The organism is Dyella sp. CR10 (assembly GCF_055814425.1).
Genome location: NZ_CP185986.1, coordinates 4,831,166 through 4,854,093, shown reverse-complemented (window position 1 = coordinate 4,854,093; position 22,928 = coordinate 4,831,166). Strand labels below are relative to the sequence as shown.

Here is a 22,928-nt window from a genome sequence, read left to right as displayed (position 1 = left end):
ATCCTCCGGCGCGCCTCGCGCCATTCCCCGGGATTTTCAGCACTTTCTACGTACGCCACGGTACGTACCCCATAGATGACGTCGAGTGTCGCGGATGCTCATCCAGCCATCTGGACGTCCAAATGTGATCGAGCAAACTTTTTTTGATTATTTCATAAGAAACTGTTGACACACCCGGACCGGCCCCTTAGGGTCGACTGCATGTCGCATCGCAACACCACCGCCAGCACCCCCAAGAAGAGCCGTCCTCCGACGGCGGGTGGCTTGCTGCGGCTTCGCGGCAACCTCCTTCTTGCCCTTGTACTCGTACTCCTTATTACCAACGGAGGTGCGGGCTGAGGGCGTGTGTCCAGGTAAAGCAAAACTGACCTAGATACCCCAAAGAACCCCGCACCCGACAAGGATGCGGGGTTTTTTGTTGCCCTCGGCGAAGCGCCAGCAGCGGAGCCGACATGAACCACGAAACCCAGCAGAGCAACGACAGCAGCGAGGACGGCGTAGTAGCCGATGATCGCGTGCGCATCTTCGACACCACCCTGCGCGACGGCGAACAGGCGCCCGGCTTCGGCATGGACCGACGCGCCAAACTGCGCATGGCGCATGCGCTCGAAGCGCTCGGCGTGGACGTGATGGAAGCCGGCTTTCCGCAGGCGTCGCCCGACGATTTCGCCGCCGTCGCCGAGATCGCCAGGGCCGTGCGCCACTCCACCGTTTGCGCCCTGGCGCGCTGCCAGCCTGGCGATATCGACACGGCCGGCCGCGCGCTGCAGGCGGCCCATCACTCGCGCATCCATGTGTTCCTGTCCACCAGCCCGCTGCACCGCGAGCACAAGCTGGGCATGAGCAAGCAGCAGGTGATCGATACGGCCGTCGCCGCCGTCGAACGCGCGAAAGCCTTGTGCCACGAGGTCGAGTTCTCCGCCGAAGACGCGATGCGCACCGAACCGGACTATCTGGCCGAAGTGTTCAGCGCCGCCATCGCCGCCGGTGCCACCACGGTGAACGCGCCCGACACGGTCGGCTACGTCACCCCCGCCGAGATCGCCGAGCGTTTCGCTTATCTGCGCCAGCACGTGAAAGGCGCCGAGCGCGTGGTGTTCTCCTCGCACTGCCATGACGACTTAGGAATGGCCGTCGCCAACAGCCTCGCCGCAGTGAGCGCCGGCGCGCGGCAGATCGAATGCACCATCAATGGCATCGGCGAGCGCGCCGGCAATGCTTCGCTGGAAGAAGTGGTGATGGCGCTGCGCGTGCGCGGCCCGTACTTCGGCGTGGATTCGCGCATCGATGCGCGCCGCCTGTACCAGACTTCACGCCTGCTGACCCAGCTGACCGGCCAGGCCGTGCCGCGCAACAAGGCCATTGTCGGCGACAACGCGTTCGCGCACGAATCGGGCATCCACCAGCACGGCATGCTCAAGCATCGCGGCACCTACGAAATCATGCGTCCGCAAGACGTGGGCATGGGCGAGACCAAGCTGGTGCTGGGCAAGCATTCGGGCCGCCATGCGCTGCGCTCGCGCCTGCAGGCACTGGGCCATAGCCCGGACGAAGCGGCGATGGACGGCATCTTCGCCCGCTTCAAGACGCTTGCCGACAAAAAGCGCGAAGTCCACGACGAAGACCTGGAAGCCCTGGCGCTGGGCCAGGATCCGGACGCCGCCGGTCCGTGGCGCATCGTGCAGCTGAACACCACGTCGCACCTGGGCGGCAGCGCATCAGCATCAGTGCGCCTGGCTCACGACGACGGCCGCGAGATCGGCGAAGCGGCGATCGGCGACGGTCCCGTCGACGCGGTGCTGCGCGCGATCGAACGCGCCACCGGCACCGGCCTGGAGCTCACCCAGTTCCAGGTGCGCGCCGTCAGCGAAGGCGGCGACGCGCAGGGCCAGGCCCAGCTCACCGCCCGCCATGCCACCCGCGACTGGCGCGGCAACGGCGTCAGTACCGACATCGTCGAGGCCACCGCGCTGGCCGCGCTTTCCATCGTCAACCGCATCGAGCGACAAGCGCCACCGGCGCCCGCCACGCAACCGCAAGCCCAAGGAGTCACCGCATGACCACGCCTTTCCTCTGGCACAACGGCCACATCAAGCCGTGGACCGAAGCCACCGTCCACGTCAGCACGCACGCGCTGCACTACGGTTCCTCGGTGTTCGAGGGCGAGCGCGTGTATGCCACGCCGCAGGGGCCGGCCTACTTCCGCCTGGCCGATCACACGCGCCGCCTGTTCGAATCGGCACGCGTGTACGAAATCGAGATCGGCTTCAGCGAAGACGAAATCAATGCAGCCTGCATGGAAGTGATCCGTGCCAACCGCATGGGGTCCGCTTATGTGCGTCCCATCGTGTTCCGCGGCGCTGGCGGCCTGGGCGTGCTGCCCAAGCCCGGCGCGCCCGTGGACGTGGCGATCATGGCGATGGAATGGGGCGCGTACCTGGGCGATGCGCGCGAACAGGGCGCGGACGTGTGCGTGTCCTCGTGGCAGCGTCCGGCGCCGAACACCGTGCCGAGCTGGGCCAAGGCCGGCGGCAATTACCTGAGCAGCCAGCTGATCGGCCTGGAAGCGCGCCGCGGCGGCTACGCCGAAGGCATCGCGCTGGGCCACAACGGCCTGCTGAGCGAAGGCGCCGGCGAGAACGTGTTCGTGGTGAAGAATGGCAAGCTGCTGACGCCGCCGACCAGCGCCGGCATCCTGGCCGGCATCACTCGCGACACGGTGATGACCCTGGCCGAGGATCTGGGCATCAAGGTCGAAGAGCGCGACCTGCCGCGCGAAGCGCTGTACACCGCAGACGAAGTGTTCATGACCGGCACCGCCGCCGAGATCACCCCGGTGCGTTCGGTCGACCGCAAGCCCGTCGGCACCGGCCGTCCCGGCCCGATCACCCGCGCATTGCAGGAAGCCTTCTTCGGCCTGTTCGACGGCACGACGGATGACCGCTGGGGTTGGCTGACGCCCGTGCACGCGCACGCCGCCGAGCAGGTGGCCGCATGAGCGCACGCACTCTATTCGAGAAGCTGTGGGACGCGCATCTGGTCGCGCCCGAAACCGCCGATACGCCGGCGATCCTGTACATCGATCTGCACCTGGTGCACGAAGTCACCTCGCCGCAGGCTTTCAGCGAACTGCGCGAGCGTGGCCTGAAGCTGCGCCGCCCGGACCGCACGCTGGCCACGCTCGATCACTCCACGCCGACCCTGCCCGCCAACGACAAGGGCGAGCGCCCCTACGCGAACGACGAGGCCAAGGCCCAGGTCGCGCAGCTGGAAGCGAACTGCCGCGAGTTCGGCGTCGAGCTGCACGGCTGGGACAGCAGCGAGCGTGGCATCGTGCATGTGATCGGCCCCGAGCTGGGCGCGACGCAACCGGGCATGACCATCGTCTGCGGCGACAGCCACACCTCCACCCACGGTGCTTTCGGCGCCCTGGCCTTCGGCATCGGCACCACCGAAGTGGGCCACGTGATGGCCACGCAGTGCCTGCTGCAACGCAAGGCCAAGACGCTCGCGATCTACGTCGACGGCCAACTGCCCCGCGGCGTGGGCGCGAAGGATCTGATCCTGCACATCATCGGCGAGATCGGCGTCGACGGCGGCACCGGCCACGTCATCGAGTATCGCGGCGAAGCCATCGAAGCGATGTCGATGGAAGAGCGCATGACGGTATGCAACATGTCGATCGAAGCCGGCGCGCGCGCGGGCCTGATCGCACCGGACGACACGACCTTCGCCTGGCTCAAGGGCCGCCCGCGCGTGCCGCAGGGCGCGGCGTGGGAGGCGGCGGTCGCCCGATGGAAAACGCTGCGCACCGATGCCGGCGCCAGCTACGACCGCGAAGTGCGCATCGACGCCAGCAAGGTCAAGCCCACGGTCACCTACGGCACACACCCGGGCATGGCCATCGCCATGGACGCGCCCGTGCCGGCCGCGCGTTCGCCGCAGGAAACCCGCGCGCTGGATTACATGCGCGCGCAGCCGGGCAAACCGATGCAGGGCACGCCGGTGGACGTAGTGTTCGTCGGCAGCTGTACCAACTCGCGCCTGTCGGATCTGCGCGAAGCCGCCGAAATCCTGCGCGGCCGCCGTATCGCCGATGGCGTGCGCATGCTGGTGGTGCCCGGCTCCGAAGCGGTGCGCCGCGATGCCGAGCGCGAAGGTCTGCATCACGTGTTCACCGCGGCCGGCGCCGAATGGCGTGTGCCGGGCTGCTCGATGTGCATCGCCATGAACGGCGACCTGGCGCAGCCGGGCCAGCTGGTGGTGAGCACCTCCAACCGTAACTTCGAAGGCCGCCAGGGCAAGGGCGCGCGCACCGTGCTGGCCAGCCCGGCCACCGCCGCCGCTTCCGCGCTGGCCGGTTCGATCGCCGATCCGCGCGAATACATGAATGAGGCCGCCGCCGCATGAAGCCGATCACCCGCATCCATTCCCGCACTGCGGTCCTGGCCGACGAGAACATCGACACCGACCGCATCATCCCCGCGCGCTTCCTCACCACCACCGAACGCGCCGGCCTGGGCAAGCTGTGCTTCAACGACTGGCGCTATCTGCCCGACGGCAGCGACAACCCGGCGTTTCCGCTCAACCAGCCGCAAGCCAAGGGCTGCTCGATCCTGGTCGCCGGCCGCAACTTCGGTTGCGGCTCGTCGCGCGAGCACGCGCCGTGGGCGCTGCTCGACTACGGCATCCAGGCGGTGCTGTGCAGCGAAATCGCCGACATTTTCCGCAACAACGCGCTGAAGAACGGCCTGCTGGCCATCGTGGTGTCCGACGCCGAGCACCGCTGGCTGCTGGCGCATCCCGGCACCGAGCTGACCATCGACGTGCAAGGCCAGTACATCGCCTTGCCCGACGGCGGGCGCATTCCGTTCCAGCTCGAACCCTTCGCCCGCCATTGCCTGCTCAACGGCGTCGACCAGCTGGGCTACCTGCTGCAGCACGGCGACGCCATCACTCGTTACGAACAGCATCTGGAGCAAGCCGCATGAAAGCTCGCATCGTCACCCTGCCCGGCGACGGCGTCGGCCCGGAAGTCACGGCCGCCGCCGTGGCTGTGCTGGACGCCGTCGCCGCTCATTACGACCACAGCTTCGAGTACGAAGAGCACCTGATCGGCGGTTGCGCCATCGACGCCACCGGCGAACCGCTGCCGGCCGCCGCGCTGGCCGCCTGCCAGTCCGCCGACGCGGTGTTGCTGGGCGCGGTGGGCGGTCCGAAGTGGTCCGATCCGTCGGCGCAGGTGCGCCCCGAACAGGGCCTGCTCGCGCTGCGCGCCGCCCTGGGCGTGTACGCCAATCTGCGTCCGCTGCAGGTGCACCCGGCGCTGGCTGCGCTGTCGCCGCTGAAGAACGACAAGCTGCGCAACGTCGACGTGCTGTTCGTGCGCGAACTCACCGGCGGCGCTTACTTCGGCGCCAAGACGCGCACCGCCGACACCGCCACCGACGAGTGCAAGTACACCGTGGCCGAGGTCGAGCGCGTGGTGCGCCGTGCCTTCGAGCTGGCGCGCGGCCGCCGCCACAAAGTCACCTCGGTGGACAAGGCCAACGTGCTGGAAACCTCGCGCCTGTGGCGCAGCACGGTGCAGCGCATCGCTGCCGAGTATCCGGATGTGAAGCTGGAACATCAGCTGGTCGATTCGATGGCGATGCTGCTGCTGACCCAGCCGGCCAACTACGACGTGGTGGTCACCGAGAACCTGTTCGGCGACATCCTCACCGACGAAGCCGCCGCGCTGGCCGGCTCGCTGGGACTGCTGCCTTCCGCTTCGCTGGGCGACGGCACGCGCGGTCTCTATGAGCCGATCCATGGCTCGGCGCCGGACATCGCCGGCAAGGGCGTCGCCAATCCGGTCGGCGCGATCCTGTCCGCCGCGATGCTGCTGCGCCATTCGCTGGGCCTGGAAGAAGAGGCCGGGGCCGTGGAGGCGGCGATCGAGCACGTGCTGGAACACGGCCCGCGCAGCCGCGACATCGGTGGCGACGCCGGCACCGCGGCGATCCGCGAAGCGGTCGTGGCGGCGCTGGACGAACACGTCGCCAACTCGGAAGCCTTTTTCAGCGGAGCACGCGCGTGCGGCTGACGTTCGCCCACGCGGCCTCCGCGCCGTCTGCTTCTCCCTGCGCGCAGCGGGAATCGAGGGCGCCGCTCACTCCGCCCCGAGTGACCGCCACTCCCCGCGCCCTGTCCCGCGTGCCCCTGCGCGCAGGGGGAGCAACCTTTCCCGCCACACGCTGTTATGCAACCGGGAGTTTTTCTTTCCATGCGCAGTGACCTCATCAAGACCGGCGCCGGCCGCGCCCCCGCGCGCGCCATGCTGCGCGCCACCGGACTGGACGACGGCGCCATCGCCAAGCCGCTGGTGGCGGTGGTGCATACCTGGTCCAACGTCAGCCCCTGCAACCTCAACCTGCGCGAGCTGGCCGAGCACGTCGCCGAAGGCATCCGCGCCGCCGGCGGCACGCCGATCGAGTTCAACACCATCGCCGTGACCGACGGCATCGCCATGGGCACGCCGGGCATGCGTGCCTCGCTGATCAGCCGCGAAGTCATTACCGACTCGATCGAGCTGGCCGTCGATGGCCACTGTCTGGACGCGATGGTGGTGCTGTGCGGCTGCGACAAGACCATCCCGGCTGCCGCGATGGCGATGGCGCGTCTGGACATCCCCGCGGTGGCGCTGTACGGCGGCACCATCGCGCATGGCACGCACGACAACCATCCGATCACCATCCAGCAAGTGTTTGAGGCGGTCGGCGCGCACGGCGCGGGCAAGATCGACGATGCCGAGCTCACCGCGGTGGAACGCGACGCCTGTCCCGGCGCCGGCGCCTGCGGCGGCCAGTTCACCGCCAACACCATGGCGATGGTGCTGACCACGCTGGGCCTGTCGCCGATGGGCTTCAACGACATCCCCGCCACGCATCCGGCCAAGGCCGCGGCAGCACGCCGCTGCGGCGAACTGGTGATGGATTGCCTGCGCGAGCAGCGTTCGCCGCGCGCGCTGATCAATCGCACCTCGCTGCGCAATGCCGCGCGCATGGTCGCCGCGACGGCCGGTTCCACCAACGCCGTGCTGCATCTGCTGGCGATTGCCCGCGAGGCTGGCGCGCGGTGGACACTGGAAGACTTCGAGCCGGCCTCCAGGCACACCCCGGTGATCGCCGACCTGCTGCCGGGCGGACGCTACACCGCGGTGGAGATGTTCGGTGCCGGCGGCAGCGCGCGCGTGGCCCAGGAGCTGATCGCCGCCGGCATGCTCGACGACGCGCCGACCGTCACCGGCCGCAGCCTGTTCGAGGAAGCCGCCGCCGCGCCGCGCGCCGAACAGCAGGATGTGTTCCATCCGATCGCCAAGCCGCTGAAGCCGCGCGGCGGCTACTCGATCCTGTACGGCAACCTCGCGCCGGAGGGCTGCATTCTCAAGCTTGCGGGCAAGGGCGCCACGCATTTCGAAGGCACCGCGCGCGTGTTCGAAAGCGAAGAGGATGCCTTCGCCGCCGTGCAGCAGGGCCGCATCGCCAAGGGCGACGTGGTCGTGATCCGCAACGAAGGACCTGCCGGCGGCCCCGGCATGCGCGAGATGCTCGGCGTGACCGCCGCGCTGATCGGACGTGGCCTGGGCGACGACGTGGCGCTGATCACCGACGGCCGCTTCTCCGGCGCCACGCACGGTTTCATGGTCGGGCACATGGCGCCCGAAGCGGTGCGCGGCGGCCCGATCGCGCTGCTGCGCGACGGCGATCGCATCCGCATCGATGCCGGCCTGCGCGAGATCGAGACCGACGCCGATCTGGCCGAACGACGCAAGCATTGGACGCCGCCCGCGCCCAAGGTCACTACCGGCGCGCTGGCCAAGTACGCGCGTCTGGTCGGCTCCGCCTCCGACGGCGCCACCACCCATCCCGACACCGCTGTCTCCACCCCCAAACACGTCCAAGTCACCGCTACCGAAGGAGTCACCGCATGAGCACGTCTTCCAACAACACCCTGGCCAGTGCCCGCATCGCGGTGCTCGGCTACGGCAGCCAGGGCCGCGCGCACGCCCTCAACCTGCGCGATTCCGGCCTGGACGTCGTAGTCGGCCTGCGCAAGGGCGGCCCTTCGTGGGAGAAGGCGCGCGCCGAGGGCTTCAACGTGGCCGAGCCCGGCGACGCCGTGCGCGGTGCCGACCTGGTCGCCGTGCTGACGCCCGACATGGTGCAGCCGGCGCTTTACAAGGAAGCGATCGAGCCGAACATCAAGCCCGGTGCGGCGCTGCTGTTCGCGCACGGCTTCAACGTGCACTTCAAGCAGATCGAGCCGCGCAAGGACATTGACGTGATCCTGGTCGCGCCGAAGGGCCCCGGCGCGCTGGTGCGTCGCGAGTATGAGATCGGCCGCGGCGTGCCGAGCATCTGGGCGATCCACCAGGACGTCACCGGCGAAGCCGAAGCCAAGGCCAAGGCCTACGCCGACGGCATCGGCGGCGGTCGCGCGCTGCTGATCAAGACCGACTTCAAGGAAGAGACCGAAACGGATCTGTTCGGCGAGCAGGCCGTGCTGTGCGGCGGCGCCAGCTCGCTGGTGCAGGCCGGCTTCGAGACCCTGGTGGAAGCCGGTTACCAGCCGGAGATCGCCTACTACGAAGTACTGCACGAACTGAAGCTGATCGTGGACCTGTTCTACGAAGGCGGCATCGCGCGCATGCTGGAGTTCGTCTCCGAGACCGCGCAGTACGGCGACTACGTCAGCGGCCCGCGCGTGATCGACGCCGGCACCAAGGCGCGCATGAAGGACGTGCTCAAGGACATCCAGGACGGCACCTTCGCGCGCAACTGGATCGCCGAGTACCAGGCGGGCCTGCCCAACTACAAGCGCTTCAAGCAGGCGGACCTGGAGCACCCGATCGAGCAGGTCGGCGCCAAGCTGCGCGCGCGCATGTCGTGGCTGCAGGCCGGCGCCGCGGCGGCCAAGCCCGCGGCCGAACCGCTGAAGAAAACCGGTTGACCCGCCCCGCCCTTCGCCACGACGGCGAGGGGCTTTCTTTTTCGATGAGGATTCGCGACACCATGAACGCCCTGCTGCCGGACATCGCCGACGCCATGCACGCCGACGACGCCACTCATCCCCTCAATGCCTTGCGTATGAGCGGCGCCGAGGTGGTGGTACAGGTACTGGCTGACGAGGGCGTGGACGTGCTGTTCGGCTATTCCGGCGGCGCGATCCTGCCGGTATACGACGCCGTGTTCCGCTACAACGCCACGCACATCGGGCCCAACGGCGGCGAGCCGATGCCGCTGATCGTGCCGGCCAACGAACAGGGTGCGGGTTTCATGGCCGCCGGTTATGCGCGCGCGTCGGGCAAAGTCGGCGTGGCCATCGTCACCTCCGGGCCCGGCGCCACCAACATGGTCACGCCGGTGCGCGATTCGATGTCCGATTCGGTGCCGATGGTGGTGTTGTGCGGCCAGGTGCCGACCACCGCGATCGGTTCGGATGCGTTCCAGGAGGCCCCGATCTCCAACATCATGAGCGCGTGTGCCAAGCACGTGTTCCTGGTCACCGACGCGGAAAAGCTGGAAGCCACGCTGCGCACCGCCTTCGAAATCGCGCGCAGCGGCCGGCCCGGCCCGGTGGTGGTGGATATCCCCAAGGACGTGCAGAACACCTTGCTGCCGTTCCACGGCGAGGGCCTGCTGCCGATGCCCGGCTATCGCGCACGGCTGCAACGGCTGGAGCAGTCCGTCCTGGACGACGCGCAATGCACGGCATTCTTCGAAGCGCTGGCGCAATCGAAGCGCCCGCTGATCTACGCCGGCGGCGGCGTCATCGCGTCCGGAGCCGCCGAGGCCTTGCGCGCGTTCGTCGCCGACTATGGCCTGCCCGTCACCACCACCCTGATGGGCCTGGGTGCGTACGACACGACCGAACCTCTCGCGCTGCACATGCTGGGCATGCACGGTACGGCCTACGCCAACTACGCGGTGGAGGATTGCGATTTCCTGTTCGCGCTGGGCGCACGCTTCGACGATCGCGTCGCCGGCGTGCCGGACAAGTTCGCGCCGCTGGCGAGGTTCGTCGCGCAGATCGATATCGATCCCGCCGAGATCGGCAAGGTCAAGGCGATCGACTGGCATCACACCGGCGACCTGTCGCGCACCCTCACCCAGCTGCGTGCGTGGGGCGAGCGTCACGGCTGGCGCGACCGGCTGGCCGAACGCTACGCACCGTGGCACCGCCATGTGGCGGAGCTGAAGCGCGCCCACGCCCTCGACTACGACCGCGCCAGCCCGCTGATCCAGCCTTACGCGGTGATCGAAGAGATCAATCGTCATACGCAGGGCCGCGCGGTGATCAGCACCGGCGTCGGCCAGCACCAGATGTGGGCGGCGCAGTACTTCGACTTCCGCGAGCCGCGGCATTGGCTCAGTTCCGGCTCGATGGGCACGATGGGCTTCGGATTGCCCGCGGCGATCGGCGCGCAGTTCGCGCGGCGCGACGCGGTGGTGATCGACATCGATGGCGATGCCAGCATCCGCATGAATCTCGGCGAGCTGGAAACCGTCACGACCTACGGCCTGCCGGTGAAAGTGGTCGTGCTCAACAATATCGGCGACGGCATGGTGCGGCAGTGGCAGAAGCTGTTCTTCCGCGGCCGCTTCGCGTCCTCCGACAAGAGCCTGCATCGCAAGGATTTTATCAAGGCCGCGCAGGCCGACGGATTCGAATGGGCGCGGCGACTGGAGCGCAAGGAGGAGCTGGCCGCCACGATCGCCGACTTCCTCGCACACCCTGGCCCGGCCTTCCTGGAAGTGATGATCGACCCGGATGCCGGTGTGTACCCGATGGTCGGTCCCGGCGCGACCTATGCGCAGATGATCACCGGCGACCACATCGCCTCGCGCGACGCGGTGAATACCGATGGCGCCGCGAGCGACATGTTTTGAGCGAGACGGCCATGAAACACACGCTTTCCATCCTGTTGCAAAACGAGGCCGGCGCACTGGTGCGCGTGGCCGGGCTGTTTTCTGCGCGCGGCTTCAATATCGACTCGCTCACCGTGGCCGCCACGCAGGATCCGGCGGTCTCGCAGCTGACCCTGGTGATGCACGCCGCCGACGACGCGGTCGATCAGCTCATCAAGCAGACGCGCAAGCTGGTCGATGTGATCGAGGTCAGCCATCCGGCCGCGGAGGCGCTGCAGTGAACGCCGTGGCCGCCCCTCCGGCGGCAGACGACCACGACCTGCTCCGTCGCACGCTCGGTGCACGCGTCTACGACGTAGCGCGCGAATCGGCGCTGGAAGCCGCGCCGCTGCTGTCGGCCCGCCTCGGCCAGCGCGTGCTGCTCAAGCGCGAAGACCAGCAGCCGGTGTTCTCGTTCAAGCTGCGCGGCGCCTACAACAAAATGGTCGGCCTCAATGCGGCGCAGCGTGCGCGCGGCGTGATCGCCGCATCGGCCGGCAATCACGCGCAGGGAGTGGCGCTGGCGGCGGCGAAGCTCGGCCTGCACGCGACCATCGTCATGCCGGTGACCGCGCCGCAGGTGAAAATCGATGCCGTGCGCCGCCTCGGCGGCAGCGGGGTCGAGGTCGTGCTGGCCGGCGACTCCTATAGCGATGCCCAGGCGGAAGCGGCGCGACTGGAACAGGCGCACGGCTACACCTTCGTGCATCCCTTCGACGACCCCGACGTGATCGCCGGCCAGGCCACCGTGGGCATGGAGATCTTGCGCCAGCACCCGGGCCCGCTGCATGCGGTATTCGTGCCGGTAGGCGGCGGCGGCCTGCTCGCCGGCGTGGCGACGTATATCAAGACCCTGCGCCCCGACGTGAAGGTGATCGGCGTACAGACGGTCGATTCGGATGCCATGGCGCGTTCGCTGGAGCATGGCGAACGCATCACGCTGGACGAAGTGGGCCTGTTCGCCGACGGCACCGCGGTCAAGCGTGTGGGCGCGGAGACCTTCGCGCTGTGCCGCCGCCACGTGGATGCGATGGTGCGCGTCGATACCGACGCCATCTGTGCGGCCATCCGCGACGTATTCCAGGAAACCCGCTGCGTACCGGAGCCTTCCGGCGCGCTGGCCCTGGCCGGCCTGAAGCAGTACGCCATCGAACACGGACTGCGCGACGAAACGCTGGTCGCAATCGTGTCCGGCGCGAACCTCAACTTCGATCGGCTGCGCTTCGTGGCCGAACGCGCCGAGGTGGGCGAACAGCGCGAAGCGGTGTTCGCCGTCAGCATCCCCGAGGAGCGCGGCAGCTTCCGCCGCTTCTGCGCGACGCTAGGCCAGCGTTCGATCACGGAGTTCAACTACCGCATCGGCGACGCTGAGCGCGCGCATATCTTCGTCGGTATCCAGATCCGCCAGCGCGACGAGCGGGAAGCACTGACAGCCGCGTTCGTCGCCGAAGGCTTCGGCGTGCTCGACCTCACCGACGACGAGCTCGCCAAGCTGCACCTGCGCCATATGATCGGCGGCCGTTCGCCGCTGGCGCGCGACGAGCTGCTCTACCGCTTCGAATTTCCCGAGCGCCCCGGCGCGCTCACCCGTTTCCTCGGCCACATGCATCCGGACTGGAACATCAGCCTGTTCCACTACCGCAACCATGGCGCGGACTATGGCCGCATCCTGGTCGGCATCCAGGTACCAGTGCACGAGCGTGCGATGTTCGAGACCTTTCTCGCCACGCTGGGCTATCCGCACTGCAACGAGAGCGCCAACGAAGCGTATCGCCTGCTGCTCGGCGGCTGACGCGGGGCTTACAGCGCTTTTCGCGCGCGCGTGCGCGAACATGAATATGTAAGCACGAACGCATTTCGTCGCGGCAACGTGAAGCATGCCGGTGTTTGATGATCGCGTTCGCGCTTTGACGATGTTCGCGTTGACATGCATTTTCCTGCGGCGCAGGTTCGGGCCCGGGAGGCGGTGGCTGCGTTTTCGCGGCCGCCCGGTCGTCGTCTCGCACGACGTTCAATGGGAGTCATGCATGTCACGTCGCTATATGTCGCGTCCGCAAGGACGCGCGTGGATCAGTGCGCGCCAATGGGGAGTGGCACTCATCGGTCTGTCGATGGCGCTCGCCGCCGATGCGCAGGATGCCGCGCCGGCCGACCAGCAGAAAGCCAAGACGCTCGAAGGTGTGCAGGTCGTCGGTTCGCGCGCCAAGGACCGCACCGCGGCCGAAACGCCGGCGCCGGTGGATGTGATCGGACGCGAGCAGCTGGAGAGCGCCGGCGTGGTCGAGGTCGGCCAGGCGCTGCAGATGCTGGAGCCGAGCTTCAATTTCTCGCGCACCTTCGTCAGCGACGGTACCGACACCATCCGCCCGGCGACGCTGCGCGGCCTGGGCCCCGATCAGGTGTTGGTGCTGGTCAACGGCAAGCGGCGGCACCAGCAGGCGCTGGTCAATGTGCAACAGACCATCGGCCGCGGCTCGGCCGGCACCGACATCAATGCGATTCCGATCTCGGCGATCGAGCGCATCGAAGTGCTGCGCGATGGCGCCGCGGCGCAGTACGGCTCGGATGCGATCTCCGGCGTCATCAATATCGTGCTGAAGAAGCAGGTCGGCGAGACCGACGTGTCGCTGACCGGCGGCAAGACCTACAAGGGCGATGGCTTCACGCGCCAGGGCGGCATCAATACCGGCGTGCGCCTGGGCCGCGACGGTTATCTCAACCTCACCGCCGAGTATCGCCATCGCGATCCGACCAACCGCGCCGGCCCCGATACGCTGCGCGTGGATCCGCCGCGCGTCACCCAGAAACTGGGCGACGCGGACACCAAGGACGCCTACTTCTGGCTCAACGGCGGCCTGCCGATCGCGCGCGGCGAGCTGTATTGGTTCGGCGGCATCTCGCAGCGCAAGGGTGATTCGTTCGGCTTCTTCCGCCCCGCCGCCGACAACCGCACGATTCCCGCGCTGTATCCGGATGGCTTCTTGCCCAATATCGCGACGAACGTGAAGGACGCATCGCTGGCCGTGGGCTTCCGCGGGCCGCTCGGCGACAAGTGGGACTACGATGTCTCGCTCAATCACGGCCGCAGCCAGTTCGGCTTCGACGAACGCCGGTCGGCGAACGTGAGCTGGTGGTACGAGCCGCGCGATCCCGCCAATCCGGCCGCGGGCATCTACGCTCAATCGCCGACCGCCGCCAACACCGGCACGCTGCGCCTCAACGAAACCACCTTCAACGCCGACGTGCGCGGCCCGATCGACTGGGGCGTGGGCCACGACGCGCTCAATCTCGCCGCCGGTTTCGAGTGGCGCCGCGACAGTTACCAGATCCTGCCGGGCGACCCGGTCTCCTACACCTACGGCCGCACCGACAATCGCAACATCCCCATCTATGGCCAGACCGGGGACATCGCCCAGCCGGGCATGCAAGGCTTCCCCGGATTCTCGCCGAACGAGGCGGTGAACCTGGGGCGCCACAACATCGCCTTCTATGTCGATGCCGAGTCGCAGCTGACCCAGCGCCTGCTGGTGGGCGCGGCCGTCCGGCACGAGCACTATTCGGACTTCGGCGGCACTACCACCGGCAAGCTGTCGCTGCGTTTCGACGCGAACGACACGTTCGCCGTGCGCGGCACGCTCGCCAGCGGTTTCCGCGCGCCCGGCGTGCAGCAGCTGTTCTACAGCCAGCGCTCCACCAACCTCGACCCCAGCGGCAAGCTGACCGACACGCTGACCGCGCGACAGGACAGCGCGGTGACGCGCGCCTTCGGCATCCAGCCGCTTAAGCAGGAGACCTCGCGCAGCGGCACCGCGGGCATCGTCTACAAGCCGGGCAACGACTTCACCCTCACCGTCGACGTGTTCCGCATCGACATCAGGAACCGCATCATCTTCTCCAGCAATATCGTGCCCGAGAGCGTGGGCACCGATGGCAACGCCTGCGCGGCGAACAATGCCAACTGCCCGATCCGGGCGATCCTGGCGCCGTTCGGCGTGGGCCAGGTGCTGTTCTTCACCAACGCCATCGATACCCGCACCAAGGGCGTGGACGTGGTCGCGCAGAAGGGCTTCCGCTTCGACGATGCTTCCGTCCTCGATCTCACGGCCTTGCTCAACTACAACAAGACCGATGTCACCAAACGCAAGTCGCAGTCGGCCATCCTGCCGCCGGACAAGCTGTTCGACGACACGCAAGTGACGCTGATCGAGCAGGGCCAGCCGCGCGTGCACCACGTGCTGCAGGGCATCTACCGCACGGGGCCGTGGGACTTCACCCTGCGCGGCAACTACTTCGGTCCGGTCAGCGGCGAAGGCTTCACGCCGGGCGTCAAGCAGACCTGGAGCGGCAAATGGCTGGCCGACGTGGCGGTGGGCTATCGCTTCTCCGCCAATGCCAAGCTGACGGTGGGCGCGGACAACGTGTTCGACACGTATCCCGACAAATGGAATCCGAAAACGGGCGCGCCGTTCCCGCAACTGGGCTTTACCTATGGCTGGGAGACGCTGCCGTTCGGCGTGAACGGCGGGTACTACTACGCGCGTCTGGATTTCAAGTTCTGAAACGCACGCGCAGGTCGGGTGAGCCCCTGGCGAACCGCAGCATGCGTGGCGCTTGAAGGTAGCGAGGTTGGGGTTCGCCGATGGCTCACCCCGACCTGCGCGTCATGTATCGGCGTCCAGCTCGAACACGTGGTTGTCGTAGTCACTGAAGTACAGCGCGCGCTCGCCGCGCGCCAGCTGATACTCCACGCCGAGCACCGTGAGGCGCTCGGCACAGACGCGCAGTTCGTCCGGTGGCACGGCGAAGGCGATGTGGTCGCCGTGGCGGGTAGCCGGCCCCATGCCTTTGACCAGCGCGAAGCGGATACCGGCCAGCTCCACGTGGGTTTCCTGATGGTGGCTGGCGCCGTCATGGTCGACTTCCACAACACGCGCATCGGGAAACACCGCAGTGAGCAGGCGCGCGGTCTGGTCGGGGTCGTGCACGATCAACGCAATGTGGCTGATGGCCTTGGGCATGGCGGCTCCTCGGGCGGACCGGGCAGAGTATGCGCGCGAAGCGGGTGACAAATCCGTTTCAGGGCGCGGGTCACGCCTCTCCCGGCGGGATCGCACGTTAAACTGAAGCGCATGGCCTCACCGTCTTCCCGCAAGCGCCAGCGGCGCACTCCCTCCACCGGCACGGCGCGGCCGCGTCCGGCCGCTCCCCAGCCGATACGTCCGGCGGACAGCTCCACCCGCGCCGCGCGCGTCCTGGACGTGCTGCTGCAATGGCTGCCGCCACGCTATCGCGAGAAGGCGCACGACTACCTGGTGCTGACCCGGATGGATCGTCCGATCGGCGCGCTGCTGCTGCTATGGCCGACATGGTGGGCGCTATGGCTCGCCGCCGGCGATTTCCCGCCGGCGAAGGCGCTGGTGATTTTCACCCTGGGCGTGTTCGCCATGCGCGCCGCCGGCTGCGCCATCAACGACTATGCCGATCGCAAGCTGGACCCGCAGGTGGAGCGCACCGCCGGCCGGCCGATCGCCGCCGGCCGGGTGACACCGCGCGAAGCGCTGATCGTGTTCGCCGCGTTGCTGGCGTTCGCTTTCGTGCTGGTGCTGTTCACCAATGCGCTGACCATCAAGCTGTCCTTCGCCGGGGCCGCGCTGGCGGCGCTCTATCCGTTCACCAAGCGCTACACCTATATGCCGCAGGTGGTACTGGGCGCGGCGTTCGGCTGGTCGATCCCGATGGCCTTCGCCGCGGTGAGCGGCACCGTGCCGCCGCTGGGCTGGCTGCTGTTCATCGGCAATATCCTGTGGTCGGTGATCTACGACACGCAGTACGCCATGGTGGACCGCGACGACGACCTGAAGGCCGGCGCCAAGTCCACGGCCATTCTGTTCGGCGACGCGGATCTGCCGATCCTGGGCATCCTGTGCGGCACGTTCGTGCTGACCATGCTGTTCGTCGGCCAGCGCGCCATGCTGGGCTGGCCTTACTGGCTGAGCCTGGCCGGCGCCGTTGGGCTGTTCGGCTGGCAGCTGTGGCGCATCCGCACGCGCGAGCGCGCGGCCTGCCTGTGGGCATTCCGCAACAACAACTGGCTGGGCATGGTGCTGTGGGTGGGGATCGTGCTGGCGCTGGCGGTGAAGTGACGCCTGCCTAGGCCGGGCTGACCAATCCGTCCCACGCCTTCATCGCGCAATCCACCACCCCCATCAGCTGCTTGCGCGACGCGCCGTCGCGCGCCTGCAGCGAGAGTCCGTTGAGCACGGTGCTGTAGAAGGCGGCGACGGTACCGACGTCGGTCGCCGCCGGCACGTCGCCGTCGGCGATGCCCTGCTTCAGGCGGCGTCGGATCAAGGCCTGCGTTTCGTTGCGGCGCTCGGCCAGGTCCTGGAACACCGCCTCGTTGTCTGCCGTGCGATGCGTCGCGCCGAGCACGACCAGGCACCCGCGGCCATTGCCGAAACTGCGCGCGGCCTCGCGCAGCATCGCTTCCACCGCGGCGCGCGTGGAGACGCCGCGCTTTTCCAGCTGATCGAGCGTGCGCGGGCCCGATGCGGTCACGTACAGATCCAGCGCCTCGCGGAACAGCGCCTCCTTGCAGCCGAAGGCCGCATAGAGGCTCGGGGCGTTGATGCCCATGGCCGCGGTGAGGTCGCCCACCGAAGCCCCGTCATAGCCGCGGTCCAGGAACACCTCCATGGCCTGGCGCAGAACCTGGTCGCGGTCGAATTTGCGCGGGCGTCCCCGCTCTTTCGTCGTAGCCATCATCGGGCGCACCTTTCTGTAGCGGTCAATACATAAAGTTCTTGACAGCCCCCGTCAAGGACTGCTCCTATTTATGTATCGATCACTACATAAAAGGAAGCAGGCGCATGAGCACTCTCGATGGCAAGGTGGCACTGGTAACCGGCGGCTCGCGCGGAATCGGCGCGGCGATCGTCAGGCGGCTGGCGCGGGACGGCGCGGCGGTGGCATTCACCTACGTCAGCTCCCCGGACAAGGCCCAGGCCCTGGCGCAGGAGATCGAAGCGGCCGGCGGCAAGGCGCGCGCCTATCAGGCCGACGCGGGCGATCCGGCGGCGCTGCGCGCGGCGGTCGATCGCGCCGCCGCGGACTTCGGGCGGCTGGACATTCTGGTCAACAACGCCGGCATTTTCCTCGGCGGCGTGTTCGAGGACACCACCCTGGAGGACTACGAGCGCACCATGGCGGTCAACGTGCGCGCGGTCTTCGTCGCTTCGCAGGCCGCGGTGCGGCATATGGGCGAAGGCGGCCGCATCGTGAGCATCGGCAGCTGCCTGGCCGAGCGCGTGCCGTCGGCGGGCATCACCCTTTACTCGATGAGCAAGTCGGCACTGACCGCTTTCACCAAGGGCCTGGCGCGCGATCTCGGCGAACGCGGCATCACGGTGAACCTGGTGCAACCCGGCTCCACCAACACCGACATGAACCCGGCCGACGGTGCGCACGCCGAAGAGCAGCGCGCGCGCATGGCGATCAAGCGCTACGGCGACGCCGCCAACATCGCCGGCATGGTGGCCTGGCTGGCGAGCGAGGAAGGCCGCTTTGCCAACGGCGCGGCATTCACCATCGACGGTGGCGCCAATGCCTGAGCCGCACGCCGCCAGGCCGCATGGCCTGACCGATCGGCTGCTGGTGCTGGCAGCGGTGTGCCTGGCAGGGCTGGGCATGCCGCTGAGCTTCACCGGTCCGGCCATTGCCCTGCCCGCGATCGGGCGAGCGCTGGGCAGCGATCCGCTGCTGCTGTCGTGGACGGTGAACGCTTTCATCCTCGCCTTCGGCGGCAGCGTCATGGCAGCCGGTGCGCTGGCCGACCAGTACGGCCGCAAGCGCATCTTCACCCTCGGCATCGCATTGTTCACCGGCCTGTCGATCGTGCTGGCGCTGGCGCGCAACCTGTGGTGGCTGGATCTCGGGCGCGCGGCGCAAGGCGTCGCGGCGGCACTGACCATGTCGGCCGGCGCCGCTTCGCTGGCACAGGAATTCGAGGGTCACGCGCGAACCCGCGCCTATAGCCTGCTCGGCACCACGTTCGGGCTGGGGCTGGCGTTCGGCCCCCTGCTCAGCGCGTGGCTGATCGAGGCCTTGGGCTGGCGCGCGGTTTTTCTCGCCACGGCCGTGCTGGGCACGCTGGTGCTGCTGGTCGGCGTGCCGCGCATGCGCGAGACGCGCGATCCGCAGGCACAAGGGCTGGATCTGCCAGGCAGTCTCAGCTTCACCGCGGCGCTGGCCCTGCTTACGTTCGGCATCATCGAGGCACCGCGCCATGCACAGGGCGGGCATCTGCCGCTGCTGCTGACCGGCGCGGCGGCGGCGATGCTCGGCTTGTTCGTCTGGGTGGAGCGGCGCGCGCGCCGCCCGATGCTGGACCTGTCGCTGTTCCGCAACCCGCGCTTCCTCGGCGCGCAGGCGCTGCCGCTGGCCACGGCGCTGTGTTACGTGGTGCTGCTGATCTTTCTGCCGCTGCGCTTCGTCGGCGTGGAAGGACGCGGCGAGGTGGCTGCCGGTCTGCTGATGGTGCCGCTGTCGGCGCCGATGCTGGTGGTGCCCTTTGTCGGCGCGTTGCTGACGCGCTGGTTGTCGGCCGGGCTGCTCTGCGCCATCGGCCTGGGCGTTGCGACCGCGGGTTTGCTGTGGCTGCGCACCGCTGCGGCGGTACCGGATGCCGGTTGGGATGCGTTGGCGTGGCCGCTGTTGCTGATCGGTGCCGGCTCGGGGTTGCCCTGGGGCCTGATGGACGATCTGGCGGTAAGCGTGGTGCCGAAGGAACGCGCCGGCATGGCGACCGGCTTCTTCACCACCATGCGCGTGGCGGGCGAAGCGGTCGCGATGGCTGCCGCCGGCACCGTGCTGACTGGCCTGATCGAGGCGCGCCTCGCGCCGGCGTCGCACGAACAGGCCTTGGCGGCAGCGGCGAACCTCGCCACCGGCAGCATGGCGCATGCGACGCAGGTGGCGCCCGCGATCGGCCGCGATGCCTTGCTCAACGGCTATGCCGGCGCGTTCGGCAGCTTGCTCGCCGGGCTCGCCGCGCTGACCTTGCTGCTGGCTCTGCTCTCGTTCGTGCTGCTGCGCCGTCCGCGTGCGGCGGCGCCGCGGATCGCCGGTGAATCCTGCTCGGCGGGCTGACCGAGGGCGTCCAGGTGCATCGCGTCCCCGCCGCATGCACGCGATGTCGACACCGTTTCTGTCATCTAGGCGTCGGTTTCTTCCGCCCACATGACCGTTTTTAGACGTCTAAACGTTTTCGTCGACGTTCGGTCATCTGTGCGGAGTCTCGCTGTCACGCATATCCCCTAGCCTGTTGTTAAGAGCCTGTGTAGAGATTGGGATCGCAACGCAGGCAGGGATGCCTCTCTATCGATAGGAATGCCGACGGCGGGGGTCGCCGCCGGCATCGCTGCTTTCCGATCGCGCATGGCTCGCCGACTGACTATCCGGAGCGACTCCCTTGCGTACCTCGATCATCAGCCGCGCCATCGGCCTGGCCCTGTTCGGCGGCCTTCTCGGCGCCCTCTCTCCCACGCTGCTTGCCCAGGACAACGGCACCGCGGCGGACGCAAGCAAACCCGCCGCCGACAAGGCCAAGAACCTCGACGGCATCGTGGTGACGGCGCGCTCCGGTGTGGAGACTCGTACCAAGGCGGAGACCAGCTACTCCATCACCACCATCGACGAGGATCGGCTGCGCATGCAGGCACCGACGTCGGTGACCGAAGCGATGAAGTCCGTGCCGGGTTTCTGGGTGGAAGCCTCCGGCGGCGAAGCCAGCGGCAACATCCGCGCGCGCGGTATCCCGGTGGACGGCTTCGGCTCGGTCAACCTGCTCGAAGACGGCGTGCCGGTGCAGCACGACCCGGCGCTGGGCTATCTCAATGCCGACCAGGCATTCCGTCTCGACGAGACGATCGAGCGCATCGAAGTGGTACGCGGCGGTCCGTCTTCGGTGTTCTATTCGAACGCGCCGGCCGGCGCGATCAACTTCATTCCGCGCAAGGTCGGCGACAAGGCCGAAGGCCTGGTCAAGTTCACCGTCGGCGACTACGGCCTCACCCGCGGCGACTTCTGGGCCGGCACGCCGGTCGGCGACGGCTGGAAGCTCGGCGTGGGCGGCTTCTACCGCACCGACAGCGGCATCCGCGATCCAAAGTTCAATGCCAACGACGGCGGCCAGATCCGCCTGAACCTGTCCAAGGATTTCGAGCGCGGCAGCTTCAGCGCCGACGTCAAGCACATGGACGACAAGGTGGCGCTGTACCTGGGCATCCCGATGCGCACCACGGCCAACGGCGACATCCGCGCGGTGCCCGGCTTCGACGGCAACTACGGCACGCTGGCCGGCCCCGAGACCGAGCATGTGCTGATGAAGATGGGCAACGGCGGGCTGTACAACTTCGACAACAGCGAAGGCACGCACGTCAAGCGCGACCAGCTCACGCTCAAGTTCGACTACGACCTGGGTGCCGGCTGGAAGCTGGCCGAGTCGCTGCGCTACGACGATACCCACACGCAGCGCAACGGCGTGTTCCCCAACTCGCTGATGAGCGCCACCAAGTACCTCTCGCAGCAGACCGTGCCGGCTGGCGCCGCCGGCCTGCAGCTGCGCTACGTGGACAATCCCGACCAGGTGTTCAACAACGCCAACCAGAACGGCAACGGCCTGGTGGTGGTCGGTGGCCTGCGCGGCGTGACCATGCCGGTGAAGGAGTTCATCAACGATACGCGTCTGCTGCGCAAGTTCGATATCGGCGGCCAAAGCCACGACGTGACGCTGGGCTATTACTACGCCCGCTTCGACCAGGATTTCAGCCGCTACTCCTCGGTCGCCCTGCTGGACGCCACCAACAACGCACGCCTGCTCGACGTGGTGGCGGTAAACGCCGCCGGCCAGCCGGTCTCCACGCTGTCCGACCACGGCATCACCCGCTACGGCTACGAATGGGAGAACGCCACCGGCACCTCGACCACCAACGCCGTGTACCTCTCCGACGAATGGCAGGTCACCGATGAGCTGCGCATCGACGGCGGCGCGCGCTGGGAACAGGTCAACACCAGGGGCAAGACGGAAACCAAGCAGACGGTGAACCTTGGACCGGCACCGGCGAACCAGATCATCACTGGCACCGGGCAGTTCGTGCCGTGGGACCACACTTTCAACAAACTGGGCTGGACGCTGGGCGCCAACTGGCAGTTCTCGCCGCGCTCGGGCGTGTTCGCGCGCTGGACGCCGACCTTCCGCCTGCCCAATCTCAGCACCTACATCACCAACCCCACCGCCACGCCGGTGACCCAGACCATGAAGCTGGGCGAAATCGGCTACAAGTACACCGATCGCCAGCTGGACCTGTACGCCACCGCGTTCTACACCAAGTACAACAACGTCGGCTTCAGCAACTACGTCTTCAATGCCAACGGCAACACGTCGACGGTGCAGCAAGGCTATGCCGATACCAAGACCAAGGGCCTGGAGCTGGAAGGCACCTGGTATCCGGTGGACTGGTTCGACGTGCAGGTGACCGCCACCGTGCAGGATCCGCAGTACAAGGGCCTGCGCTACACCGAGCTGGTCTCCGGCGCGCCGGTGCTGCGCGACTACGAGGGCAACCAGCTGATCCGCGTACCCAAGCAAAGCTACCGCGTGGTGCCGGGCGTGAACCTGCTGGGCGGCAAGCTGCGTCTGCAGATCGCTTACGAATACGAAGGCCAGCGTTACGTGGACACGGCCAACTCGGTGAAGCTGCCCTCGTACGACGTGTGGAGCGCCAGCGCGCGCTATGACATCTCGCAGATGTGCTCGCTGTTCTTCTACGCGGACAACATCACCAACTCGCTGGGCTTGACCGAAGGCAACCCGCGCGCGGGCGAGCTGGCGAGCGCCGATGCGGGCGCCAACACCTTCATCGCCCGTCCGATCCTGGGTCGCGCCTATCGCGCGGCGATCATGTACCGCTTCTGAGCCGA

At 67.8% G+C, this 22,928-nt stretch carries 17 protein-coding genes; 15 read left to right on the top strand and 2 right to left on the bottom strand.

The genetic code is table 11. The annotated features are described in order from the left end of the window. Nucleotides 1-452 precede the first annotated feature (452 nt). The 11 genes from ACNR9O_RS21790 to ACNR9O_RS21740 all read left to right on the top strand — a co-directional run bounded on the left by ACNR9O_RS21790 (nt 453) and on the right by ACNR9O_RS21740 (nt 15,508). Nucleotides 453-2,060 carry a 2-isopropylmalate synthase gene (locus ACNR9O_RS21790; protein WP_473684809.1) on the top strand — a complete coding sequence of 536 codons (1,608 nt, stop codon included), beginning with the start codon at nt 453-455 and terminating at the stop codon, nt 2,058-2,060. After that, nucleotides 2,057-2,998 (top strand): branched-chain amino acid transaminase, encoded by a 942-nt coding sequence (locus ACNR9O_RS21785; protein ID WP_473684811.1) that lies wholly within the window; start codon nt 2,057-2,059, stop codon nt 2,996-2,998. The genes ACNR9O_RS21790 and ACNR9O_RS21785 overlap by 4 nt, the downstream gene beginning before the upstream one ends. Further along, complete coding sequence (gene leuC / locus ACNR9O_RS21780; protein WP_473684813.1) at nt 2,995-4,410, top strand: 3-isopropylmalate dehydratase large subunit; 1,416 nt, start codon at nt 2,995-2,997, stop codon at nt 4,408-4,410. Before ACNR9O_RS21785 ends, leuC begins: the two co-directional genes overlap by 4 nt. After that, nucleotides 4,407-4,991: a 3-isopropylmalate dehydratase small subunit gene (gene leuD, locus ACNR9O_RS21775; protein ID WP_473684815.1), complete on the top strand. Its 585-nt coding sequence runs from the start codon at nt 4,407-4,409 to the stop codon at nt 4,989-4,991. Before leuC ends, leuD begins: the two co-directional genes overlap by 4 nt. After that, nucleotides 4,988-6,085, top strand: coding sequence for a 3-isopropylmalate dehydrogenase (gene leuB, locus ACNR9O_RS21770; protein WP_473684817.1), 1,098 nt, complete (start codon nt 4,988-4,990; stop codon nt 6,083-6,085). Before leuD ends, leuB begins: the two co-directional genes overlap by 4 nt. 180 nt (nt 6,086-6,265) lie before the next feature. After that, on the top strand, nt 6,266-7,972 hold the full coding sequence (ilvD, locus tag ACNR9O_RS21765; protein WP_473684819.1) for a dihydroxy-acid dehydratase: 1,707 nt from the start codon (nt 6,266-6,268) through the stop codon (nt 7,970-7,972). After that, nucleotides 7,969-8,991 (top strand): ketol-acid reductoisomerase, encoded by a 1,023-nt coding sequence (ilvC, locus tag ACNR9O_RS21760; protein WP_473684821.1) that lies wholly within the window; start codon nt 7,969-7,971, stop codon nt 8,989-8,991. Before ilvD ends, ilvC begins: the two co-directional genes overlap by 4 nt. A gap of 62 nt (nt 8,992-9,053) precedes the next feature. Further along, nucleotides 9,054-10,931 (top strand): biosynthetic-type acetolactate synthase large subunit, encoded by a 1,878-nt coding sequence (ilvB, locus tag ACNR9O_RS21755; RefSeq protein WP_473684823.1) that lies wholly within the window; start codon nt 9,054-9,056, stop codon nt 10,929-10,931. A gap of 11 nt (nt 10,932-10,942) precedes the next feature. Beyond that, on the top strand, nt 10,943-11,191 hold the full coding sequence (ilvN, locus tag ACNR9O_RS21750) for an acetolactate synthase small subunit (RefSeq protein ID WP_473684825.1): 249 nt from the start codon (nt 10,943-10,945) through the stop codon (nt 11,189-11,191). Next, nucleotides 11,188-12,741: a threonine ammonia-lyase, biosynthetic gene (ilvA, locus tag ACNR9O_RS21745; protein WP_473684827.1), complete on the top strand. Its 1,554-nt coding sequence runs from the start codon at nt 11,188-11,190 to the stop codon at nt 12,739-12,741. The genes ilvN and ilvA overlap by 4 nt, the downstream gene beginning before the upstream one ends. A gap of 235 nt (nt 12,742-12,976) precedes the next feature. Further along, nucleotides 12,977-15,508 carry a TonB-dependent receptor plug domain-containing protein gene (locus tag ACNR9O_RS21740; protein ID WP_473684829.1) on the top strand — a complete coding sequence of 844 codons (2,532 nt, stop codon included), beginning with the start codon at nt 12,977-12,979 and terminating at the stop codon, nt 15,506-15,508. A 102-nt stretch (nt 15,509-15,610) separates the two neighbouring features. On the opposite strand, the gene ACNR9O_RS21735 is transcribed toward ACNR9O_RS21740, so the two are convergent. After that, nucleotides 15,611-15,967 (bottom strand): VOC family protein, encoded by a 357-nt coding sequence (locus tag ACNR9O_RS21735; protein WP_473684831.1) that lies wholly within the window; start codon nt 15,965-15,967, stop codon nt 15,611-15,613. 195 nt (nt 15,968-16,162) lie between these two features. Between ACNR9O_RS21735 and ubiA the strand changes: the two genes are divergently transcribed. Beyond that, complete coding sequence (ubiA, locus tag ACNR9O_RS21730) at nt 16,163-17,092, top strand: 4-hydroxybenzoate octaprenyltransferase (protein WP_473700833.1); 930 nt, start codon at nt 16,163-16,165, stop codon at nt 17,090-17,092. A 7-nt stretch (nt 17,093-17,099) separates the two neighbouring features. Here the strand turns inward: ubiA and ACNR9O_RS21725 are convergent, their stop codons facing one another. Then, on the bottom strand, nt 17,100-17,714 hold the full coding sequence (locus ACNR9O_RS21725; protein ID WP_473684835.1) for a TetR/AcrR family transcriptional regulator: 615 nt from the start codon (nt 17,712-17,714) through the stop codon (nt 17,100-17,102). A 104-nt stretch (nt 17,715-17,818) separates the two neighbouring features. Between ACNR9O_RS21725 and ACNR9O_RS21720 the strand changes: the two genes are divergently transcribed. The 3 genes from ACNR9O_RS21720 (at nt 17,819) to ACNR9O_RS21710 (ending at nt 22,923) form a co-directional block, all read left to right on the top strand. Then, nucleotides 17,819-18,559, top strand: a complete 741-nt coding sequence (locus tag ACNR9O_RS21720; RefSeq protein WP_473684837.1) for a 3-oxoacyl-ACP reductase family protein — start codon at nt 17,819-17,821, stop codon at nt 18,557-18,559. After that, complete coding sequence (locus ACNR9O_RS21715; protein ID WP_473684839.1) at nt 18,552-20,096, top strand: MFS transporter; 1,545 nt, start codon at nt 18,552-18,554, stop codon at nt 20,094-20,096. Before ACNR9O_RS21720 ends, ACNR9O_RS21715 begins: the two co-directional genes overlap by 8 nt. Before the next feature lie 322 nt (nt 20,097-20,418). After that, the gene (locus ACNR9O_RS21710; RefSeq protein ID WP_473684841.1) at nt 20,419-22,923 is read left to right on the top strand and encodes a TonB-dependent receptor; all 2,505 of its coding nucleotides are present in this window, start codon (nt 20,419-20,421) and stop codon (nt 22,921-22,923) included. The last annotated feature ends 5 nt before the right edge of the window (nt 22,924-22,928 follow it).

Bases quoted from the DNA above. Each gene is read 5' to 3' on its own strand.
- ilvN (WP_473684825.1), top strand. From the start codon at position 10,943: ATGAAACACACGCTTTCCATCCTGTTGCAAAACGAGGCCGGCGCACTG.
- ilvD (WP_473684819.1), top strand. From the start codon at position 6,266: ATGCGCAGTGACCTCATCAAGACCGGCGCCGGCCGCGCCCCCGCGCGC.
- ACNR9O_RS21740 (WP_473684829.1), top strand. From the start codon at position 12,977: ATGTCACGTCGCTATATGTCGCGTCCGCAAGGACGCGCGTGGATCAGT.
- ACNR9O_RS21720 (WP_473684837.1), top strand. From the start codon at position 17,819: ATGAGCACTCTCGATGGCAAGGTGGCACTGGTAACCGGCGGCTCGCGC.
- leuC (WP_473684813.1), top strand. From the start codon at position 2,995: ATGAGCGCACGCACTCTATTCGAGAAGCTGTGGGACGCGCATCTGGTC.
- ilvC (WP_473684821.1), top strand. From the start codon at position 7,969: ATGAGCACGTCTTCCAACAACACCCTGGCCAGTGCCCGCATCGCGGTG.
- ilvB (WP_473684823.1), top strand. From the start codon at position 9,054: ATGAACGCCCTGCTGCCGGACATCGCCGACGCCATGCACGCCGACGAC.
- ACNR9O_RS21715 (WP_473684839.1), top strand. From the start codon at position 18,552: ATGCCTGAGCCGCACGCCGCCAGGCCGCATGGCCTGACCGATCGGCTG.
- ACNR9O_RS21785 (WP_473684811.1), top strand. From the start codon at position 2,057: ATGACCACGCCTTTCCTCTGGCACAACGGCCACATCAAGCCGTGGACC.
- ACNR9O_RS21725 (WP_473684835.1), bottom strand. From the start codon at position 17,714: ATGATGGCTACGACGAAAGAGCGGGGACGCCCGCGCAAATTCGACCGC.
- leuB (WP_473684817.1), top strand. From the start codon at position 4,988: ATGAAAGCTCGCATCGTCACCCTGCCCGGCGACGGCGTCGGCCCGGAA.
- ACNR9O_RS21790 (WP_473684809.1), top strand. From the start codon at position 453: ATGAACCACGAAACCCAGCAGAGCAACGACAGCAGCGAGGACGGCGTA.
- ACNR9O_RS21735 (WP_473684831.1), bottom strand. From the start codon at position 15,967: ATGCCCAAGGCCATCAGCCACATTGCGTTGATCGTGCACGACCCCGAC.
- leuD (WP_473684815.1), top strand. From the start codon at position 4,407: ATGAAGCCGATCACCCGCATCCATTCCCGCACTGCGGTCCTGGCCGAC.